The 18,471-nt window shown below is 60.2% G+C and carries 19 protein-coding genes; 6 read left to right on the top strand and 13 right to left on the bottom strand.

Going from position 1 to position 18,471, the window contains the following annotated elements:
• Positions 1–42: 42 nt before the first annotated feature.
• Positions 43–891 carry a 4-hydroxy-tetrahydrodipicolinate synthase gene (dapA, locus tag WH299_RS14215; RefSeq protein ID WP_339550574.1) on the bottom strand — a complete coding sequence of 283 codons (849 nt, stop codon included), beginning with the start codon at positions 889–891 and terminating at the stop codon, positions 43–45.
• Positions 892–1,183: 292 nt separating this feature from the next.
• Positions 1,184–2,575, bottom strand: a complete 1,392-nt coding sequence (locus WH299_RS14210) for a hypothetical protein (RefSeq protein WP_339550573.1) — start codon at positions 2,573–2,575, stop codon at positions 1,184–1,186.
• A 208-nt stretch (positions 2,576–2,783) separates the two neighbouring features.
• On the opposite strand from WH299_RS14210, the gene WH299_RS14205 reads away from it, so the two are divergent.
• Positions 2,784–3,680 carry an SGNH/GDSL hydrolase family protein gene (locus WH299_RS14205; RefSeq protein ID WP_323623768.1) on the top strand — a complete coding sequence of 299 codons (897 nt, stop codon included), beginning with the start codon at positions 2,784–2,786 and terminating at the stop codon, positions 3,678–3,680.
• Here the strand turns inward: WH299_RS14205 and WH299_RS14200 are convergent.
• From WH299_RS14200 to WH299_RS14190, 3 genes are all read right to left on the bottom strand, one after another.
• Complete coding sequence (locus tag WH299_RS14200) at positions 3,677–4,159, bottom strand: VOC family protein (RefSeq protein ID WP_068932877.1); 483 nt, start codon at positions 4,157–4,159, stop codon at positions 3,677–3,679. The two genes, WH299_RS14205 and WH299_RS14200, sit on opposite strands and share 4 nt — an antisense overlap.
• A 77-nt stretch (positions 4,160–4,236) precedes the next feature.
• Positions 4,237–4,956, bottom strand: coding sequence for an SDR family NAD(P)-dependent oxidoreductase (locus tag WH299_RS14195; protein ID WP_339550571.1), 720 nt, complete (start codon positions 4,954–4,956; stop codon positions 4,237–4,239).
• A 29-nt stretch (positions 4,957–4,985) separates the two neighbouring features.
• Positions 4,986–5,606 carry a LysE family transporter gene (locus WH299_RS14190; RefSeq protein WP_122727311.1) on the bottom strand — a complete coding sequence of 207 codons (621 nt, stop codon included), beginning with the start codon at positions 5,604–5,606 and terminating at the stop codon, positions 4,986–4,988.
• A 317-nt stretch (positions 5,607–5,923) separates the two neighbouring features.
• On the opposite strand from WH299_RS14190, the gene WH299_RS14185 reads away from it, so the two are divergent.
• Positions 5,924–6,685: a hypothetical protein gene (locus WH299_RS14185; RefSeq protein WP_126571735.1), complete on the top strand. Its 762-nt coding sequence runs from the start codon at positions 5,924–5,926 to the stop codon at positions 6,683–6,685.
• An 80-nt stretch (positions 6,686–6,765) separates the two neighbouring features.
• Here WH299_RS14185 and WH299_RS14180 read toward each other — a convergent pair whose 3' ends face one another.
• The 3 genes from WH299_RS14180 to WH299_RS14170 all read right to left on the bottom strand — a co-directional run bounded on the left by WH299_RS14180 (position 6,766) and on the right by WH299_RS14170 (position 9,080).
• Positions 6,766–7,308, bottom strand: a complete 543-nt coding sequence (locus WH299_RS14180; RefSeq protein WP_339550570.1) for an ATP-binding protein — start codon at positions 7,306–7,308, stop codon at positions 6,766–6,768.
• 97 nt (positions 7,309–7,405) lie between these two features.
• Positions 7,406–8,044 (bottom strand): hypothetical protein, encoded by a 639-nt coding sequence (locus WH299_RS14175; protein WP_339550569.1) that lies wholly within the window; start codon positions 8,042–8,044, stop codon positions 7,406–7,408.
• Positions 8,045–8,147: 103 nt separating this feature from the next.
• Positions 8,148–9,080, bottom strand: a complete 933-nt coding sequence (locus WH299_RS14170; protein WP_122727457.1) for a LysR substrate-binding domain-containing protein — start codon at positions 9,078–9,080, stop codon at positions 8,148–8,150.
• 170 nt (positions 9,081–9,250) lie between these two features.
• Between WH299_RS14170 and WH299_RS14165 the strand changes: the two genes are divergently transcribed.
• Positions 9,251–10,261, top strand: coding sequence for a zinc-dependent alcohol dehydrogenase family protein (locus tag WH299_RS14165; protein WP_339550568.1), 1,011 nt, complete (start codon positions 9,251–9,253; stop codon positions 10,259–10,261).
• A gap of 58 nt (positions 10,262–10,319) precedes the next feature.
• Here the strand turns inward: WH299_RS14165 and WH299_RS14160 are convergent, their stop codons facing one another.
• Positions 10,320–10,676, bottom strand: a complete 357-nt coding sequence (locus WH299_RS14160; protein WP_122727303.1) for a VOC family protein — start codon at positions 10,674–10,676, stop codon at positions 10,320–10,322.
• Between the two features lie 117 nt (positions 10,677–10,793).
• Here WH299_RS14160 and WH299_RS14155 point away from each other — a divergent pair, with 117 nt between their 5' ends.
• Positions 10,794–11,567 (top strand): NAD(P)-binding domain-containing protein, encoded by a 774-nt coding sequence (locus WH299_RS14155; protein ID WP_339550567.1) that lies wholly within the window; start codon positions 10,794–10,796, stop codon positions 11,565–11,567.
• Here WH299_RS14155 and WH299_RS14150 read toward each other — a convergent pair.
• A complete protein-coding gene (locus WH299_RS14150; RefSeq protein ID WP_122727454.1) occupies positions 11,562–12,455 on the bottom strand; it encodes a LysR family transcriptional regulator in 894 nt (297 codons plus the stop codon). The two genes, WH299_RS14155 and WH299_RS14150, sit on opposite strands and share 6 nt — an antisense overlap.
• A 94-nt stretch (positions 12,456–12,549) precedes the next feature.
• Here WH299_RS14150 and WH299_RS14145 point away from each other — a divergent pair, with 94 nt between their 5' ends.
• On the top strand, positions 12,550–13,716 hold the full coding sequence (locus tag WH299_RS14145) for an MFS transporter (RefSeq protein WP_122727300.1): 1,167 nt from the start codon (positions 12,550–12,552) through the stop codon (positions 13,714–13,716).
• Between the two features lie 19 nt (positions 13,717–13,735).
• Here the strand turns inward: WH299_RS14145 and WH299_RS14140 are convergent, their stop codons facing one another.
• Together WH299_RS14140 and WH299_RS14135 are read right to left on the bottom strand one after the other, a co-directional pair.
• Positions 13,736–14,188 (bottom strand): thiol-disulfide oxidoreductase DCC family protein, encoded by a 453-nt coding sequence (locus WH299_RS14140; protein WP_339550566.1) that lies wholly within the window; start codon positions 14,186–14,188, stop codon positions 13,736–13,738.
• Positions 14,189–14,606: 418 nt separating this feature from the next.
• Positions 14,607–15,944, bottom strand: coding sequence for an MFS transporter (locus tag WH299_RS14135; protein ID WP_122727296.1), 1,338 nt, complete (start codon positions 15,942–15,944; stop codon positions 14,607–14,609).
• Between the two features lie 245 nt (positions 15,945–16,189).
• Here WH299_RS14135 and WH299_RS14130 point away from each other — a divergent pair, with 245 nt between their 5' ends.
• The gene (locus WH299_RS14130; RefSeq protein ID WP_339550615.1) at positions 16,190–16,855 is read left to right on the top strand and encodes a TIGR02466 family protein; all 666 of its coding nucleotides are present in this window, start codon (positions 16,190–16,192) and stop codon (positions 16,853–16,855) included.
• Positions 16,856–16,868: 13 nt separating this feature from the next.
• Here the strand turns inward: WH299_RS14130 and WH299_RS14125 are convergent, their stop codons facing one another.
• On the bottom strand, positions 16,869–18,362 hold the full coding sequence (locus WH299_RS14125) for a methyl-accepting chemotaxis protein (protein WP_339550565.1): 1,494 nt from the start codon (positions 18,360–18,362) through the stop codon (positions 16,869–16,871).
• Between the last annotated feature and the right edge of the window lie 109 nt (positions 18,363–18,471).

Genomic DNA, 18,471 nt, shown 5'->3' with positions numbered 1-18,471 from the left:
GGTCCGTTGGCTGTCTGTTTTTGGCGCATTAGCCGGTCGGGTTCAGTACCTGCTCAAGCGCGTGACGACGGCGCTACTGGCGGCCTGCATGGGTGCGCGCAATTCGCTGCCGATCAAGCCTTGCAGAGCCAGCGCGGCTTTTACCGGTGCTGGATTGGGCTCCATGAACAGCGTGTTGATCAGTGGCAGCAACTGGAAGAATGTCGCTCGCGCTTCAGCCAGTTGGTTGTCGCGCACCCGTTGGTACAGCGCTACAAATTGCTCGGTGTGCAGGTGGGCCGAGGCCGCAATCGCACCGGTCGCGCCGAGGCACAGTGCGTTGAAAATCTGCACGTCTTCGCCACACAACACGTCCACGTCACCGCTGGCCAGCAGTGCAAGGGTGTTGCCCAGGTTGCCACCACAATCCTTGATCGCCACGATGCGCTCATGGGCGACGATGTTGAGCAGGGTCGCCTGCTCGAAAGTAGCGCCAGTACGGTAGGGAATGTCGTAAAGAATGATCGGCACGCTGGAGGCATCGGCCACGGTGCGGAAAAACGCCTCCAAACCCGCTTGGGACGGGCGGATGTAGCTCGGCGCCGGCACCAAAAGCCCAGCCACCGGGCGTTGCAGGATTTCACGCTGGAAGTGCAGCAGCTCAATCTGGTTATAGCCCGCCAAGCCCATCACCACGCGGTGCGCCGGCACCCATTGCAACACCGCATCGAGCACCGCCAATTGTTCCTGACGACTCAGCGACGCCGCTTCCCCGGTGGTGGTGCACACCATGATCCCGGCCACGTGTTTTTCCAGCAGGTGGCTGACCAGGCGGTGCAGGCCAATGAAATCAATGGCGCCGTCATGGAACGGTGTGACCACGGGAACCCAGATACCTTGAAACGATGACATGCACTTTCTCCTGATGATTGACCGCTGGAGTCACCGTCAGAAGGGCAGAGGGAATTGTGCAAGGGAGGAAGGCCGTCGCGCTCAATGTCCTGTCAGCTCATCTGACGGGACAGCGCGCCCCGGTCACATGAGCGACTGTTTCTTCGATTTGAGGGCGTGCGCAACGCAACCTTGCGCCTTGGCAGGGGAGCCAATGACGGAAAGGTTAACGGAGGACATTGCGAACATTGGCTGACACACCCTGAATAAGGCTTCCATCTTCATGGAATATTGCAGAGTGTGTCAACGGGGCTTATTCGAATTTATCGATACGCGTGTCGGAGTAGTAGAACGCGTTCTTGTCCGTGCTCGACTCGTAGAAGTAGGCGTAATCGACCAAGTAGTACAGGTGATTCACCCGGTTGTATTCATCGTTGTCAAAGCTGCAGCGCAAGGCCTTCGCAGCACCGAACAGGCGGGGGTTGATTTCGCTGGCCTGCAACTCGCGTTCAACCACGCAGCGGGTGATCTGGACTTTGGTACGGCTGCCAATCAGGCTGTTGAGGCTGGCGCGGGTGGTTTGGTAGACCACGGTATCGCCAACTGGCAGGGCCTTCCAATTGCCGGTGAAGCTCAATTGCGTCAGCGCCTCGCTTTCTGCCATGCCCGAGGAGCTGTAGGTGTTTTTTGCCACCAGCGGGATGAGGTTACGCCAGCTCACCGTGTGGCTTTCATAGCCCTGCCCGCGGGTGGCGATGGCCAGTTGCCCGCTCGCCGTGTCTTGGCTGATGAAGTCCGCACTCTGAATCTGGCTGGTTTCGCCCTTGAGCGTCGACGTGCCGGTCATATGCACGTATTTGAAGGCGCGCGCGGGTTTGTCCAGGTTCAACTGCGTGATTGCGGCCAGCACCTGAGGTTGCACCGAGGTCAGTGCGATGTTTATCGGCGCTTTCAGGCGTGGCTTGAACACCGGCAGCGCGGCGATTGTCTGTGGCGTCGCGCAGACTTTATTGAACAACAGCTCATAGTCGGCATTGCTGCCAGCGATGTTCTGCGGCGTGGGAAAGCTGTCGACACGGCCGTCGCTGACGCGATTGTCGGCGTCCATGTCGTAGCCGGCCAGTTCCTTATAGGTCCCGCCCGCGCAAGACACCGCAAAGTGTTCACGCTTTTGGGCATAGGGGGCGTTGTAGGGCATGTCGTTGAGCACCGTCGGTTCGTCGAAGGCGGCCCAGAAGCGCGTTTCGCCATTCACCGTCTTAATGCTGTTGGCGTCAATCAATACCTGGCTATCGTGCGCGTTGGCCTGCACCAGGCGCCAGTCTGGCTTTGGCGTTTCGGCACACGCGCGTATGAACGTCTGGTTGGCAGCCAAGGTCGCGCGCAATTGCGGCGACAACTTGCGCGCTGCGCTGTAACGGCCAGCACTGGCCGGGTAGACCCGTTGTGAACCGTCCAGGTACAGCAAATACAATTGCGGCGATGAGCAAGCTGCCTCCCATTGCACGGTGCGACGCAGACCACTCGGGCCGCCCGGCATCAGCAGCTCGAAGCTGAGCGAGTCGCCCTCCCGCACGATGCTGTTTTCAACCAGGGGCTGGGTGAGGGTGTCGGCGAACATGCGGTCGACTTGGGTTTTCTGGGTGGCACAACCCGCCAGGGTAGCGAGGCTACCGATGAGCAAGAGAGAAGTAATAACGCGCACGAGAGCCTCGTTGAGTCCATTCAGGGATATAAGAGTGGCGGCCGATTGAGCTGAATCTGTAGCCGGATGTTGCGAGACAAAAGCCTAACGAGCATGACGGCATCTGTACAGCGTTAGCATGGCCGCCGCCGGATATGTGCGGGTCGCAATCGTCCAGCCGTGCTTTCTGCCAGCCGGTAGTCTATTCGGACACTCCGGGAGAACCTCGATGATCCGACGCGCGTGTTTGGCCGCTTTGCTGACCCTGTCTGTGTCGACCGCCTTTGGTGCCTCGACCTACGATCATTTGTATGCCTTTGGCGACAGCTATTCCGACAATGGCGCGGGCGAAGCGCTTACCACTCGGCTCGCCGCGCAGAAGGTCAAGGACGCCCAGGCACTGCCTGGCCCGCTGTACTGGAAGGGACGCTGGAGCAACGGCCCAACCGCCGTCGAAGGCCTGGCCCAGGCGTTGAAGACACCGCTGACCGACTACGCCGTGGGCGGCGCCAAAAGCGGCCACGGCAACTACTACACGTGGCTGATGCCGACCCAGGACACCGGCGTGCTCGGCCAAGTCGCCGAGCACTTGCAGGCCGCCAAGTCCCACAAGGCCGACCCCAAGGCGCTGTATTTCATCTTCATCTCGGCCAACGATTTTTTCGAATGGGCCGACTTCTCCCATCCTGAAACCATCGAGGCCTTGAGCGAGTCGAGCCTGGCCAACATCCGCAACGCCACCGAGCAACTGGTGGCCGCGGGGGCCAGGCATGTGATGGTGGTGGGCACTACGGACCTCAGCCACGTGCCCGCCGTGGTGCAGGGCAACCAGGTCGACAACGCGAAGCACTACCAGCAATTGCTCGCACAGAAGCTCCCGGCCATGTTGGCGCAGATTGGCGTGGCGAAGGTCAGCTACTTCGATCACCTGGCGTTCAGCGACGCGCTACGCGCCAATCCGCAAGCCAATGGATTCACGGACCTGGACACACCGTGCCAGGCCACCTACCCAGACGTGAAACCGGTGTGCGCCAATGCCGATGCGCATTACTACTGGGACGAATGGCACCCCACCCGCAAGGTCCACGCCCTGGCGGCAAAGGCCATGCTCAAGGCATTGCCTTAGCCGGCGGCCACCGCCGCTTCAATGGCAGCGATGTCGATCTTCTTCATGGTCATCATTGCGTCAAAGGCGCGCTTGGCGACGGCCGGGTCCGGGTGGGTGACGGCGTCCGTCAGCACGCGCGGTGAGATCTGCCACGACAAACCCCACTTGTCCTTGCACCAGCCACAGGCGCTTTCTTGGCCGCCGTTACCGACGATGGCGTTCCAGTAACGATCCGTCTCGGCCTGGTCATCAGTGGCCACCTGAAATGAAAACGCCTCGGTATGGGGAAAGATCGGCCCGCCGTTGAGGCCGATGCAGGGGATGCCCAAGACGGTGAAGTCCACGGTCAACACGTCGCCCTGTTTGCCGGACGGATAATCGCCGGGCGCCAGGTGCACGGCGTTGACTTTGCTGTCCGGGAAGGTCATGGCGTAGAAGGTGGCAGCCTCCAAGGCGGTGCCGTTGTACCAGAGGCAGAGGGTGTTTTTGCTTTTCATGGTCGGTCTCCACAGGAAAATGGCTGTGTGGAGTCTAGACGGCGAGTTCGTCTCGGGTCATGTCGCGTACTCCTGGGTCAAAAGCGCTCGTCCAGTATCGCCGGCAAGGTGATGTCCTTGACGAAGCTGGCCGAGGACAGGCTCAACGTCATGCGCACCACCTGCACCACATCGTGCACAGGAATCGAGTGGCCTTCATCCCGCTGCGCGGCTTGCTCGCGCGGCGTGCCCAGAGGATCCTCAGTGTTCAAGTAACCCAGGTTCAGGCAGGTGACAGCCAGGCGCTGCTGGCGATAGCCTTCACGCAACGCATCGGCAATCCCGCGCAAGGCAAACTTGGAGGCCCCGAAGGCGACCTCCGGACGGCCACTTTGCGGCAGGCCGGAGGTGGATCCGGTCAGGATGATCCTGGGGGTTGGGCTTTTGAGCAGCATCGGCAAGAGGCGCTTGATCAGCAGCAGGGTAGAGGTGATGTTGCAGGTCACGATGGCCTCGATCTGCTCATCGTCGTCGGCGAGGAAGTTGTAGGTCGGGTCGAAGGCGAACTCTTCCCAGATGCCCAGGTTGTAGATCAGCGTGTCCAGGCCTTTATCGGCAATCGCCTCGGCGATGACGTGCGCGGCCTGGGCAGGTTTGGCGAGATTGGCCTCGATCCACTGCACCTCGACGCCGTCCTTGTGATCCAGCTGTTCCGGGCGGCTGCGGGACACGCCGATCAGCGTATCCCCAGGCTCACCGAGCCCTTCGATCAGGGCTTTGCCCAATCCTTTGCTTGCACCTACCACCAGGGTTTTCATTGCGTGTCTCCTTGACTGTAAAACGTGATTTAAGCCCTGCGCGCCATCAACAACACCGTCGCCGCCGTCGACAACAACCCCGCGCAGCACCGATTGAAAATCCGCTTGCCCCGCGGCTCTGCAAACCAGCGGCGCATATGCAGGCCCATATAGGCGTAGGCGCTGATGGCGATCCACTCCAGCACCAGGAACATCGCGCCGAGCAGCGCGAATTGCGGGGTGATGGGCTCGCCGGGCACTACAAATTGCGGGAGGAAGGCGGTGAAGATAAGGATAGCCTTCGGATTGCCCGCCGCCACCAAAAACTCCTGCCGCGCCAACGCCCACAGTCCCACCTTCGCTGTGGCCGAATCTGCCTCGGCCTCCGGATTAGCCCGCCACAACTGAAACGCCAGATAAAACAGATACGCCGCGCCGAGGATCTTGATCCCATAGAACAACAACTCCGACGTTTGCAGCACCACTGCCAACCCGGCGGATGCGAGGGCGATCATGCCGGCGAAGGCCAGCAAGCGGCCGATGCCCGCCAGGCACGAAGTACGGTAGCCGTAGCGTGTGGAGTTGCTCACGGACAGCAGGTTGTTCGGGCCCGGCGCCATGTTCAGGGCGAAGCAGGCGGGGAGGAAAAGGGCGAGGGTGGCGAGGTCCATGGCGGCTCCGGGTTCGCGTGGGCGGGGAGGGGTGAGGATAAGGGGAGTAGCGACGCTTGGACAACCGGCGCGTTGGGGCCGCAATGTATCAGGCGGTTGACGTGTGCAGATTGAGACTCTCAGCGTCGATATACCGAAATAGGAAACCATAAAAAATTCGCGTCAGCGTCAACCAACGTCGTCTATTGTTCAATTCGCCTTATCGAAGATGTAAAGCTGAGTTGTCGACTACAACGAGGCGTCTGGCAAAGCTGGACCTCTCCGCGTGGCCAACACACTTAATCGTCCGGTACGCAGTGCCAAAAAGGAATTTTCACATGAAAACGCTCACCGCAATCGCAATGAGCTTGTTGATGTTTGCAAGTGGTTTCTGCTTTGCAAGACCTCCTGAGTGTGATCCCGGCCCGCATGGTTGCGATAACAAATCGTTCGCTCCACCGGTCGTTCAGATCCATCCTTTCAAGGTTGAAGATAAGAACGGTATGTTTTTCATATTGGTCGACAAAAAAGGGGAGATTACTGAGTACGAAAAAACAGAAGGTTTCAAATACGCGCGAACAGCTGTGGGAACGATAAGCCAGGATGGGCGCGTCGTTGATACCTCAGGAAGGTTGTTGGCGGTCTTGCGCGCTACGTCCATTTTGGAGGACTCAGCCGGGGCGCCAATGGTTAGCATCGACTCGAAAGGTACCCTCGAAAATGGCTCAGGAGTACCGATTCGTTGGACCAAAGATGGCACGCTTAAGCAAGGTGATGTACTCCTGGATTTCAAGCTTTCGCCAGCCAATTCTCCTGCGCGGCAAGCAGCTTCAATCGTTCTCTTTTTGGCGAGTAGCTTTGAAAGCCCCACGATTGAACAGATACCTCAAGCACTCAACAAATCTATGAGTCCTGTGAATTCAGCAAAATCACATGGCGTTACTGGGGAAGTCGCCGATATACCAACGCCTCTGTCGGTTTGTACGGATCGCGCAAGTCAACGGCACTCTGCTTGTATTTCAAATGGAGTATTCACCCACGACACGTGTCAGGTGCTTTATCAGCAAGCCATAGATATATGCTACAAAAAATACAATTGACAGTTGTGGCATCGCGAAACGGGCGGATAGAAATAGAACAGTCGAGGCAGTTGAGCTGCCTCGTCGGTTACGGTTTCCAGCTATTGCGACATTTTCGATACCCAATGAACGACTGCAGTAACCATTGCTTCAACACTGTCAGCCCCGTCGATTCGTAAGATTGGGGCCGCCATGTGTGATAACCACGCCTCATGCCACGCCCGGTTGCGCCCTGAGAAATTCGGATCATCGTACTGCGAAGCCCATTCCCGAAAAGCCACGTGTATCGCGTACATATCACCACCGGGTGCGATCCGCTCGCCAAAACGCGCCTTCTCGCGGGCAGCCAGGCGTTCGAGGCGAACGGACGTGGGGGTGGCGACGAACACGATCAAGTCAGCATCGGCAATCAACGCATCGCCCCAGACCATGCAAGAACCGCTCAGCACCCAGCCGTCGTCACCGAGTGCTCGTTGCATCAGGGAAACGCGGTCGCTGGGAGGTCGCTTGGTTGTGAAAGGAGGGTTTGTGGGCATCCAGTAAAAGTCATCGACGTCGACGTGTCGTATACCGAGCCGCGTGGCGAGGTTGTGACCCAGCGTGGTGACGCCCGCGCACGATGCTCCTGTGATGTAGATCCGCATTTTTCCTCCATGAACACAAGGTGGGTCCCAAGTCAGGGATATGTCCGATAAGCAGGACGACTCTGTCGTCCTGCCCAGGCATTTCAGGGCAAAGGTTTCAGGGCAAAGGTTTCGGGTTGACGGTGTACCAACCCGACGGGGTTTTGGCACACACCTGCGGCCTGAGCGGTGTTTCAACCGTGTTGTTGCTCTGAACGGAGAGTTGGCGAACGGCTATTACGCAACCTGCCTTGAACGTGCTGATTTTGACCATCTGAAGTTCCATTTCATAGTCTTTGCCGGGCTCGGGAATGAGTGTGACAGGCGCGGGAAAGCAGGACATTTGCGAACCGCCCATGGCGAACCCTGCAATAAAGGGTTTACCCGCCGGAATGACGTGCTCGTCAAACACTTTGGGTGACTGGTTGATGGCTTTGCTTGCCTTGCTGGCAGGCATGCCAATCACGCTGTTCTGACTGTCAGTGGCCCTAAAAGGGTAGAGACCCGCCGAGTCGGCATGGGCTGTTTGCCATCCAGCTTCTTCAGGCGTTTTGGTCAGCAGGGACCCGTTGTAAAACGCCTCGCAAGTCTGGCCACTGAGGAAGCCCGCGTTGGTGGTGTCCCCCGTGATGAAACGGACGCGGGCTGAGTTGGCCGGGTCGTATTGGCTGATCTGGGTTTCGTTGCGAACGTCGGTTTTGGTGGTGGCGCAGCCGATTAGCGTCAAGCTGAACGCCAGGGGAAAGAGAAAACGCATGGTTAACCTTCAAGTCCTGTGATGGTTGGTGGGCGCAACCATACTATGAAGGGCGCGCCTTGGCTTGCGTTCAAATTGAACCGACCGGCGGCCAGGTTTACGGCTAGAGGCGCAGAGGGGTGGGGTTTTCCAGCCACGCAGCATGCAACTGCGGGAAATGCTTCTGCAGCCAATCGATAAAGACCTGCACCTGAGGCGCCAAATGAGTTCGGCTTGGGTACAGCAGCGACACCGGGCGAGGGGCTGGCCGATAGGGCCTTAATATCTCCACCAAAGCGCCGCTGTCCAGATGCTCGGCAACGGTTATACCGGGCGCCTGGATGATGCCGAAGCCGGACACGCCGCACTGCACATACGCGTTCGACTCGGTGACGGTGATGCCGGCATTACTGATAAATGTCCGACTCTGTCCGTTGACTGAAAAGTGCCAAGGCAGTGTCCTGTTGCTCTGGCCGGACAAGAAGTTGACGCCTCGGTGGGCGGGCAGATCGTCGAGCGTTTCAGGCAGGCCTTGCGTGTGCAAGTACTCAGGGGCTGCGCAGGTCACCATGGTTGCCAATGCGATAGGGCGGGCGATCAGGGTCGAGTCCGGCAAATCACCGATACGCAACGCACAATCGATGCCTTCGCCTATCAGGTCAACGGCTCGGTCGGTGACGCCCAGCACGATGTTGATACCCGGGAACGCAGCGGCGAATCCTTTGAGACTTTTGATGAACTCCATTTGCGCGAAAGCAGTGGGAATATCAATGCGCAGACGGCCCACGAGCGTTGCTCCGCTGCGGTCGAACATCGTGGTCGCAGCGGAGATCTGCGCAAGAATGTCCTGCACGCGCTCATAGAACCGCTCGCCCTCGGCGGTCAGTGCGACCTTTCGCGTGGTGCGCTGGAACAGGCGCACGCCCAATGACGTCTCCAGTTCCTGGATATATCGAGTGACCTGGGGTCGACCGATGTCCAGCGATTCGGCTGCTTTTGTGAAGCTGCCGAGTTCGGCCAGGCGCGCGAATAGTCGCATCGATTGCAGCAATTCCATGATGTCTCCGATACGCCCGAGTGAAACGAAGCGCTGCCAATGATTGTTGCTAAAGGATAGAACAATCATGTCTTTTTCAGTGCATTTATTGCGCGTCTCTAATCACGAAAGATGTGTCCAAGGCGAACCGGCCTCGGTTGGCAACCATTCGATGCATTGGGAGATTCACTGTGAAAGCTTGGCAATTAAAAGATTTCGGAATGGACAATCTGCAACTCGGAGAAGCAACGACTCCGCAACCCAAGGCGGGTGAGCTACTGGTCAAGGTTGGCGCGGTGTCGCTGAACTTTCGCGACAAGGCCATCGTTGATGGTATCTACGAGCCGCACAAGGTGCCCAAACTGCTGATCCCGGTCAGCGACGCGGCCGGCACCGTGGTCGCAGTCGGTGATGGTGTTACGCGCTTCAACGTTGGCGACCGGGTCAACTCGCACCTCTACTCGCGCTGGCTGGATGGCGAGCCAGGGCCAAACGAGCCGGACTACTGCTTCGGCTCGCCATTGCCTGGCGGCTTGGCTGAATACATGATCATCCACGAAGACAGTGCCGTGGCCGCTCCCGCCAACATGACTGACGAGGAGGCGGCCACGCTACCGATCGCGGCACTGACCGCCTGGTACTCGCTGGTCGACTTCGGGCACATCCAGCCGGGTCAAACTGTGTTGGTCCAGGGTACCGGGGGCGTGTCTATATTTGCAGTGCAGATCGCAACAGCGCTGGGGGCGAAAGTGATCGCAACGTCGAGCAGTGACGAGAATCTTCAAGCGGTAAAACGTTTGGGCGCGGTCGCGGGCATCAATTACCGAACCTCGCCGAACTGGGCGGATGAGGTGCTTGGACTCACTGATGGCAAAGGCGTCGATCTGCTGCTCGATGTGGCCGGTGGCAGCGGCATCAACCAATCGGTCGCAGCAACCAAGGCCTCCGGGCGTATTGCACAGATCGGCTTTTTGACGGGGCAGACCGTGGAACTCAACCTGATGCCGCTTATCTTCCGTCAGACCACCCTTCGCGGTATTGCCGTGGCGCCACGCTCATCCTTCGACCGGATGAATGTGTTCCTTGAACGACACGGTATTCGTCCCGTGATCGATAAGGTGTACCCGTTCGAAAAAGCGCGTGAAGCTTATGAGCATCTGGCCAAAGGTGCGTTCGGGAAAGTCGTCATAAAGATCGATTGATACGTAAAAAGGGGCGGTAGCCGCAGCCGACAGCGCCGCCCCGATGTCGCAAAGAGACCTATTGATCAGCGTTCCAAACCGCCAGTTCATAGCCATCCGGATCGGTGAAGTGGAACCTGCGTCCACCAGGGAACGAAAATGTCTCGCGGGTGATGACAGCCCCCAGGGCTTTGAGTCGCTGCTGCGTGGCATCGAGATCATCGGCGTACAAAATAACTAACGGGCCACCCGGCCGAACCTGCTCCCCCGTAGTGAACCCGCCAGTCAGACGCCCATCGCTGAACTCGGTATAGGTGGGGCCGTAATCGACAAACGTCCAACTGAACGCGCCGCCGTAGAAGGCTTTGCTGCGGGCAATATCGCTGACGTTGAATTCGATGTTGTCGATTTGCCGGTCTGTACCTTGAGCACTCATGTTTGCCTCCCTGGCTGATCTTTTCGAGTGGCGAGTGTAGCGTGAACGCCTGCCTGCATGAAGACGGCAATCATGCCTATGATGCACCCGACTACAGAAATTACCGGAGTGGACAGCGTGCTGAAGATTGGAATCCTGGGCGTCGGTGAGCTGACGGAAAAGGTGGTGATCGGCCTGCGGCGCAGTGGGTTTGGCGGGCGGGTCTTGCTTTCTCCGCGTAATCACGAACGTGCGCAGCAACTCGCTGAACAGTGGGACTGTGAGGTGATGGCTGACAATCAACAGGTTGTCGATGGGGCGGACTTGTTAGTCTTGGGCGTGCGCCCGGAGGTGGTCGATCAGCTTTCGAATGAAGTGCAGCTCAGACCTGAGCAAACGCTGGTGTCGTTGGTGGCGGGATTGAAGCTGGCTGAGTTGCAACGTCGCTTCCCGCAAGCGCGTGTGGTCCGCGCCATGCTGTCCTATGCCGCCCAGATCAACCAGACGACTGTGGTGATCACGCCCGGTGGCGAACCCCATGCAACACTGCTGGGCGCGCTCGGTTCATTGGTGGTGCTGGACGAGGAAGAGGCGTTCGAACTGGCCACTGTCGCGGCCTGCATGAACGGCTGGTTCTATTTCTTCCTGAATGATCTTCAGCAGTGGTTTACCGACAAAGGCCTGTCCAAGGATCAGGCTGCCCAACTGGTGATGGGCAACCTGCAAGACTGCTTGGCCAGCGCCCGTCACCAGCCATCCGCGAGTCTGGAAGCGTTGGGTAGCGCGATTGCGACACCGGGCACCTTTACCGCGGCTGGGTTGGAGGTGTTGAGAAACAAAGGCGCGACGCAGGCATGGCGCGAGGCGGCTGACGAGGTGCTTGAGCGGCTGCACAAGCCTGCACGTTTATAGCCGGTGATGTTCCAGCAAGAAATCCACAAACACGCGGATCCGCGCGGGCATGCTCGCACCGCCGACAAACACCACGTGGATCGGCTCCCGGTCGCCGGGGTTCCAGGATTCCAGCAGGGGCACCAGGTCACCGCGTTGCAGGTCTTCTGCAACCGTGAACTCGCCGATGCGTGCGATACCGGCGCCTAATCGCGCCAGTTGAGCGAGCGCTTCGCCACTGCTGCATTCGATATTGCCGTTTATCTTCAACGAAAACTCCCGGCCGTCACGGGCGAAGGGCCAGTCGGATTGCGCACGGCGGAAGTTGAAGCGCAGGCAGTTGTGGCGCAGCAAGTCATTGGGTTCCAGAGGTGTACCGTGTTGCTGAAGGTAGTGCGGCGATGCCACCAGGACCTGGCCGGTGTCGCCGATGCGCCGGGCTGTCAGCGGGCTGTCTGGCAGGTCGCCAAAGCGGATCGCGACGTCAGCCTGGCCGCCGAGGATGTCGACCACTTCGTCGCCCAAGGTCAGGTCCACCACAATGTTCGGGTAGCGGGCGCTGAACGCCGCCACCAACGGCACGATGGCCATGCGGCCGTGGCCCAGGGCCGCACTGACCCGCAGCCGACCTTTGGGCGCGCCTTGGTCGGCGATGGCTTCTTCGACTTCCGCCATGTCAGCCAGGATGCGCCGGGCGCCGCGAAGGTACGCCTCGCCCTCGGCTGTGAAGGCGAGGGCGCGGGTCGTGCGAATCAACAGGCGGGTACCCAGGCGTTGTTCTGTGCGTGCGATGACGCGGCTGACGGCCGAGGGCGTCAATCGTAATGCCCGCGCCGCCGCCGACAGGCTGCCTTCCTGCGCCACCATCGCGAATACCGCCATCTCACCCGACCTGCCGTTGAAATCCATTTTTGCCTCGCGCGCAAAGGTGATTGCCAATTAAACGGTCTAGTGCCGCTAAAGCGTTGATCGTAGCATTTGCGGCATAAATGAGGAGTCTTCCATGCGTATCAATCCACCCCTTGTAGCCCTTGCTGTCGGTGCCTTTGGCATTGGCGTCACTGAGTTCGCGCCCATGGGCATGTTGCCCACCATCGCCAATGACCTTGGCGTTTCGATTCCCACTGCGGGGCTGTTGGTCAGCGCCTACGCCCTGGGGGTATTGCTCGGCGCGCCACTGATGATCCTGACCACCGGCAAGATTCCCCGTCGTCACTTGCTGGTCGGGCTTATGGCCATTTTCACCCTGGGTAACGTGATGTCGGCGCTTGCAACCGGCTATTACGACCTGTTGATTGCCCGCGTCATCACTTCTCTCAACCACGGCGCGTTTTTTGGCGTCGGTTCCATCGTCGCGGCCAGTGTGGTCGCGCCGGACAAGCGCGCCGGAGCCGTCGCCGCGATGTTTATGGGCCTGACCCTGGCGACCATTGGTGGCGTGCCACTGGCGACCTGGTTTGGTGAACTGCTTGGCTGGCGTACGGCGTTCTGGGGCATTGGCGGACTGGGCCTGGTGACCATGGTCGCGCTGTGGTTCGCGCTGCCTAACCTGCCGCTGCCGAAAAGCGACGGTGTGCTGGCCGAAATCAAGGTGTTGGGGCGCGGTTCGGTACTCGCGGCACTGGCCCTGACCGTGGTGGGTTCCAGTGCTATGTTCACCGTGTTTACCTATATCGCGCCGATCCTGAGCAACGAGACCCATGCGTCTACCCCCTTTATCACGGCCATGCTGGTGCTGTTCGGCGTCGGGTTGACCCTGGGCAATATATGGGGTGGCAAGGCGGCAGATCGGTCGATCGACCGGACCCTGATCGTCTCGCTGAGCGCACTGATTCTGGTCCTGCTGGCCTTTGCACTCCTGATGCGTTGGCCGATACCGGCTGCGGTGAGCATCCTCATCTGGGGTATCGCCAGCTTCGCCGTCGTGCCGCCGTTGCAGATGCGTGTAATGGAAGCGGCCAAGGATGCGCCGAACCTGGCCTCGGCCGTGAACATCGGCGCCTTCAACTTCGGCAACGCGATTGGCGCAGCAGTGGGTGGCGCAGTGATCAACGCAGGGCTGGGCTACCCGGCGATTTCCCTGGCCGGCGCGGCGATGGCGGGCTTGGGGTTGCTGATGGTCGTGACGTTCGCCTGGGGTTCTCGAGCACGCATGGCTGCGGCGGTTTAGCAGATGCGCACCAAAGGGTTCACTGCGGCGCCTTCAGAAAACGCTGTTCATGGTCTGGATGCGGTAACAGACAAGTGTCGTACCGCCCGAAAATCCGATAGCGATTGCGTGCGATGCGGTCGTAAGCCCAATCCCGCAGCCTGCGCGGGATGATGCGCAACAGCAGCAATGGACGCCACGCGGCAGGCAGTTGCGCAATGATTTCGAACACGGCGTCCGAACGCATCCAGTAGTGGTGGTTACGAATGACCGCCAGTGTGTCGAACTGATCCAGGGGCAACCCCGCCCAAGCCAGCAACGCCTGGCCCTCGGGGGATTGCACCGCCGCCAAGCGTATGCGTTGTTGGCGGTCGTGACGGATCAGGAACCTCGCCCAACCATTGCACAACTTGCACACGCCATCGAACAGCACCACGGTTTCGCCATGTTTGAGCAACGGCGCGGGGGAAGGGCGGGTTTGGGATACGGGCATCAGGGTGGGTCCAGTTGTGCCGGGTAAGCCTGGATCATACCTGTGTTCAGCGCGACTCGTGGGTGCGGCTGTGTCAGGCAGCTCGATTTCAATCTAGGCAGCGGGCGCAATGTCAGCCATAACAGCGCCCAACTGTGGGAGCTGCCGAGCCCCGGCGAGGCTGCGAAGGCGGCGGTATTGCTTGCATCTCCATCGGCTGACCCACCGCTTTCGCGGCCTCGCTAAAGCTCGACGGCTCCCACAGGGGATGTATGTTGTGGGTGGGATTTCGGTTTTGGCTGCTGTCGCAATTTCAGCCACAACAGCGCCCAACTGTGGGAGCTGTCGAGCCCCGGCGAGGCTGCGAAGGCGGCGGTATTGCCGACATCATCATCGGCTGACACAGCGCTGTCACACCTGCTCATCGTTGTTTTGGAACTTAGCGCGAGAACACCGGCGCGACGTCTTTTTCCTCAGCACCCACGTCATGCAGGGAAATCCGCGACGTCTCCGGCAACGCCAACCCACCCGCCAACGCCAGCAACGCCACGGCAATCAGGTAGAACGCCGGTGACAGATTGCTTCCCGTGGTGCTGATCAACCAGGTCGCCATCAACGGCGCGGTGCCGCCGAAGATCGTATAGGCCAGGTTGTAGGTGATCGCCGAGGCGGTGTAGCGCGTGCGGGTCGGAAACGTTTCCGACAGCAAGGCTGCCGTGACCACCCCACACAGCACGGCCCCCACCGCCAGCAGCATCACGCCGACAATGGATGCCGCGAACGAACCGGAGCTGGCCATCAGGAACGACGGATACACCACGACCATCAACAACACACAGGCGGTCATCACGGTGACACGACGCCCGACCCGATCCGAATACAGCCCCGCCAGTGGGCAAATCGCCGCCGCGAAAATCAACGCAATCAGCGACACCAGCAACGCCATCGCCCGACTCAAGCCGCCCGCCACTTGCAGATAGGTCGCGAAATACGTGGTGAACATATAAAACGACAGCGCCGTCAGTGACACAAAAGCGCCCAGGCAGCAGATCGCCGCACCATGGTTGCGCAGGGTTTCCTTGAGCGGGGAGTGGGCCACCGTGTGTTCTTCCTTCACGGCCTGGAAGGCGGGCGTCTCGTCCAGCTTCCAGCGCAGGTAAAGCCCCACCAGGCCGAGTGGCGCGGCGATCAGGAACGGCAAGCGCCAGCCCCAACTGCCCATCGCCTCGGCGGATAACGACGCTTCCAGCGCATACGCCACCACCGCGGCGGCAGCGAAGGCGGAAAACGTCGACACCGGCACGAAGCTGCCGTACCAGGCGCGCTTGTCACTGGGCGCGTGCTCCATCAGATAGGCACAGGCCCCGGCATATTCGCCCCCGGCGGAGAACCCTTGGGCGCAGCGAATCAGCGACAACAGGATCGGCGCCGCTACGCCGATGGCTGCGTAGGTCGGCAGCAGGCCAATCAGGGTGGTGGCGCCGGCCATCAACAGGATGGTCATGGCCAGCGTGCGTTTGCGGCCGATGCGGTCGCCGAGCATGCCGAAGAAAATCCCGCCCAACGGCCGGAAGGCAAACGCCACGGCAAACACGGCGAAGGTCTTGAGCAATGCCGCGCTGGCGTCGCCGCTGGGGAAGAATTGCTGGGCGATGGTGGTGGCGAGGAAACCGTAGACGGCGAAGTCGAACCATTCGACAAAGTTACCGATGCCGGCGGCGATAATGACCTTTCGCAAGGTCTGGGGGCTGACCTGTTCGGTGGATGGGCTCGTCATGGGGTGAGGCCTCGGGATAGGTGCGGGGATGGTTGATTATCGGGGCAGGCGGTTGGGCGGCGGGGCCCAAAAGAGTCGTCCGCGTAGTCAGTAGCGACTTGGTCGAGTTGGGGGAGGCAGGAATTGGGCCAGGTGAGGCAAGGAGCGTGTGCGCAACTTTGGTTAAGACTTTAACAATGGTTTACATCGCTGAACCTTTGATGCCGTTATGGTTTGTGGCTAATGGCAAACATGATGAGTACCCGATGCAGTCGAGCGACAATCTTTTGAATCCGGAGCTGATCAACATCCGGCGGCTGTTCACAACGCCCTTGGCCAGCATCCAATACCCGAACGCCGACACGCTCAACGCCGAGCTCAAAGCGCTCGTCACCCACCGCATGGCCCAGGACCAGTGCGGCGCCCAGCGCAGCAACGATGGCGGCTGGCAATCCGCGAACGATTTTCAGGCGTGGGGTGGGGACGCCTGCGGCGCGTTGGTGGCATTCGCCACGCAGTTCGCCACTGAACTGACCGCGGTTCATCACGAAGGCGTCGGATTAACCGTGCCCGGTTTCGAGTGGAAACTCAACGCGTGGGTCAATGTGAACGAGGCGGGCCACAGCAATGCGCTGCATGGGCACCCTGGCGCATTTTGGTCGGGCGTTTACTGGGTCGATGCAGGAGGCCGTGAAGAGGACGCCACCGTCGGCGGCGACCTGGAATTCGTTGATCCGCGAGGCATGGTGGCCTCGACCTACAATCCCGCCTTGCGCATGCGGGTCGAGGATTGCCTGACCGCCGGGTTCAGCAGCACCTGCGTTGCCAGCAGCGGGACATTGATCATGTTTCCGTCCTGGTTGATGCATTCGGTACGACGCTTTGAGGGGACGCGGCCGCGGATCTCCATCGCGTTCAACTTTGGGGTATGACGACCCTGAAGTTTCACTGATGGAAGCGTCTGCCCAACGCATCCAGCCGCACTGCAATCGGCGGTAATCGCTCGCTGCTGCGCGCCAGGGTTTCCACATCGTCGGCGGTGCTTTGCGCAATGCTCTGCACCGACTGCAACCGCCCGACAATCTCCAGGTTCGCCGTGGTCTGTTCGCGGGTGGTGGTCACGATCCGGCCGTTCAGGTCGTCAATGTGCGCGATGTCATTGCCTACCGCGCGCAGCATGTCGACGGCCACCTGGCTGTCTTCCACGCAGCGCTCCACGCCTTGGCGGCTGTCGTGCATGGCTTCCACGGCCTGGCGGCTGCCGTGTTGCAGGCCTTCGATGATGGTCTTGATTTCCTGGGTGGACACCGCCGTGCGCTGCGCGAGGCTGCGCACTTCGTCGGCGACCACGGCAAAGCCGCGGCCTTGCTCGCCGGCGCGGGCGGCCTCGATAGCCGCGTTGAGGGCGAGCAGGTTGGTCTGGTTGGCGATGCTGTTGATCACTTCGAGCACGCTGCCGATCTGCTCGGCTTGCACGGCCAGGCCCTGCACGGTTTCGTGGGTGCCGTTCAGGCGGGCGGCCAACTGCGTGATTTCCTGCTGGGCACGGCTGACGCTTTCTTGGCCGCGCTGGATCTGTTGACTGGCCTTGCCGGCGTGGTCCACCGCTTGCTCGACGTGCACGGTGATGTGGCCCATGGCGTCTTCCATGCGCTGCATCGAGCCGGTCATCTGGGTGATCTGCGCCAATTGGTGCCGAGCGCCTTTTTCCAGGGTGCCGCTGGCGCTGGCCAGTTCCTGGCCGAGTTGGCCGAGGCCGTGGGAGTCGCGGGCGACGCCGTCGATCAGGTGCGTGATCTGTTGCAGGAAGTGGTCGAAGCGCTTGGCCAACGACACATGCACCTTGCCTTCGCCTTGGGTGGTTTGCGCGCTGAATTGGGACGTGACTGCGAGCATCTTCTCCAGCATTTCCTGGCTCTCGACCGCTTCGGCTTGGCTGTGCACAGCGAGGTAGAGCAGGGCGACGGTTTCCATCACCACGTAGAAGGCGTGGACGAACACCATGGTCCAGCCACCGTGATGCTCCATCACAAACACCGGGAAGCCTTGGTGTTGCAGGGCATGGAACACCACGTGATGCACGGCGATGGTGGCGGCGGCGACCAGGATCGGCAGCCAGTCACGATAAAACGTCAGCACCGCCAAAAGCGCGAAGATCCCGAAGTGCGATTCGATCACGCCCTGGGCCTGGTTGATGTGCAGTGCCGCCATGACCATCAGGCCCGCGCCGAGGGCACAACGCATCACGCGGGTGCTGCCTATCGCACGGTACAGCGCCGTGAGCACCACGCTGGTGCCGCCGCCGATCATGGCGGCTTGCATCAAGGTGTCATGCCAGAACGCCAAGCCTAGGGAGAACAGGAACATCAACCAGATCAACGCCAGCATGATGCGGTCAGCTTTACGGTAGTGCTCGAAAAAACGCGCGCGGGTGGGCATTCACACTTACTCCCTGTGGTCTGGCCGAATCAAAGTGAGGGGCAGGGTGGAGCGAATCAGGTGTTTTTGGTTTTTATTGGATTCAGTGATGCCAAACGGTTATCGGCAT

The sequence above is a fragment of the Pseudomonas sp. MYb541 genome (genome assembly GCF_037479595.1).
Taxonomy (GTDB): Bacteria; Pseudomonadota; Gammaproteobacteria; order Pseudomonadales; family Pseudomonadaceae; genus Aquipseudomonas; species Aquipseudomonas canadensis.
Note: the sequence above shows the minus strand (reverse complement) of the source record. Positions and strands in the feature narration are given on the sequence as shown.